We start from the raw sequence: 2,020 nt of genomic DNA, 5'->3' as shown, positions 1-2,020 counted from the left end.
GGGTCAATACTTAAAAAATACTACTCCATAATTTCCTCGTGCGAGAACTTCAAAAACACCTACAATACAAAGAACTTCAAAGAACACAACAGGTTTTCAACCTTTTGCAAAATTAATCTTTTTTTTTAAATTGAATTTCATTTGAAAAAAAAGATTTGGTTTTTATCCATTTTCCAACTGCTGGTACAAAACCAACTTCGGAGTTTTCCTGTAGTCGGCTGGCTCTTTAGCCATCTTTAGCTCGATTTTTTTGGAAGATTGCCATTATACAAAACGTTGTTTTTAATCGGGATTTGTATGGCAATCTTCTAAAAAAATGAGCAAACAACCGAAGGGCGTTAGTAAGCGGTTCGCAAAAAAAAATAAATGCTTCTTTTTTGGATTTTATCCTCTTTCGGGTGGGTGAGCGTTGGCAAAAAAAAGGCAAAAAAAGGGCTTTCGAGCGTTGGGGCTATTTCGCATAATGTCCCGGGCAGCTTTGTGCAGTGCAGAACTTTGTAGCACTTACTTTCTTTTTGGTAAAAATGTTGATTTAAAAACGGAACTTTCAATTTATCACTACACTCTGCATTGCACAAAACTGGAATTATGCGAAGTAGCTTTAGGCTGGTTTTCTGGCATATGTTTTTGTTTTTGAGCGTTGGGGACAGCTCTTTTATTTTTTTCAATTGACCGCTTAAAAAACTATAAATTCAATTGAAAAAATAAATGTGCTGTTGGTGCGTTGGGCTACAAAAACTATGACAGAAAACCAGCCGTGCAGGGAAAAAGCCCTTTTTTTGCCTTTTTTAGCGTTGGGGGTGGGAACATTAAATCAAAATCCAAAAAAGAAGCATTTATTTTTATCCTTTTTATCTTATTGGATGATAATTATTTACTGCGTTTTGTAGTTGTTCCAGTTCGGTTTGTTTGTATTGGATTGTAGTTGATGCTCGTCTGTGTCCGCTAAAAACCTGTACTATTCTTGTATCATTCTCCTTTTTCAATAAGTTTGCTATAACACTTTGTCTTATCTTCATTGGTTGTATTTGTTCGCTTTTTGGCTTTTGTTCGTTTATCATTTTGCTAATGCCGTGAGGATTGATTTTTTCACCGTATTGACCAAGGATAAGCCCCCTAACCCCCGAAGGGGGAACTTTGGAATGACTTAATAATTTCTCTCTATCTTCTTGTATGTATTTGTAAATTAATAATATTTGTTTGGCTTGTAGTGGTAAAGTTCTTGATTGTGGACTTTTTGAAGTGATTTCGTTACTTCCTTTTATATAAATTTCGCATTTTTCTAAATTGATATGCTCAACTTCTAATGCTGCTATTTCTTTGACAGTTAAGGCTTGATAAATCAATAAACTAATGATAATTTTATTTCTATTTTCTAACTGTTTTTTCTTCTTGATTTGGTAGGTTTCAAAAAAGGTTTCTAGTGTTTCTGGGCTGTAGAGTGTATCGGCTTGTATTTGTTTATCAATCTTATCTTTTAAAAATAATTCACTGCAAGGATGGTCTTTTCTTTGTCCTGTTTCAAGCAGATAATTGAAGTATATTTTAACGCCATACAAACAATGTCTTAATGTTTTTGGGTGTAAATTGTAGTTTTTTCGTAAGTGTTCTATATAGTTTAAAACCTCTTTAAATGTGGCTTTTGGTGCTTTGTTTTGGTAATAATCTGTAAATCTTTTGATGTTGTATAAATTGCTGTATAATGTGCTTTTGCTGTATTTTTTCTGTAAATATTCTTTTAATTTCATAATTTAAAAATTGAATAATTAAAAGATTATCAAACAACTTAAATTTTAAATTCTTAAATCATTAAATCTTTTAATTGTTTATTGGTTATATGTGTGTAAATCTCTGTACTCTCGATGTGGCTATGTCCTAAAAATTTTTGAACCTGTTCGAGCTTCATTCCGTTTTCTAAAAGATGTGTTGCTATTGAGTGCCTTAATGAGTGAATACCTATTTTATTCAATTCTTCAGTAGTTAGTTTTTGTCCAAATTCTGTTTTTAAAATCAGTTGTTT

General features: G+C 32.1%; 2 protein-coding genes. Both read right to left on the bottom strand.

The genetic code is table 11. From position 1 onward, the window contains the following. Nucleotides 1–851 precede the first annotated feature (851 nt). The gene (locus tag B0A78_RS13125) at nt 852–1,748 is read right to left on the bottom strand and encodes a tyrosine-type recombinase/integrase (protein WP_065213370.1); all 897 of its coding nucleotides are present in this window, start codon (nt 1,746–1,748) and stop codon (nt 852–854) included. Nucleotides 1,749–1,801: 53 nt separating this feature from the next. Then, on the bottom strand, nt 1,802–2,020 hold a 219-nt coding region (locus B0A78_RS13120; protein WP_145955918.1), incomplete at its 5' end, for a tyrosine-type recombinase/integrase.

Source organism: Flavobacterium columnare NBRC 100251 = ATCC 23463, from assembly GCF_002530675.1.
Lineage (GTDB): Bacteria > Bacteroidota > Bacteroidia > Flavobacteriales > Flavobacteriaceae > Flavobacterium > Flavobacterium columnare.
The sequence above is the reverse complement of the archived record's forward strand: the minus strand, read 5'-3'. Positions and strand labels throughout refer to the sequence as shown.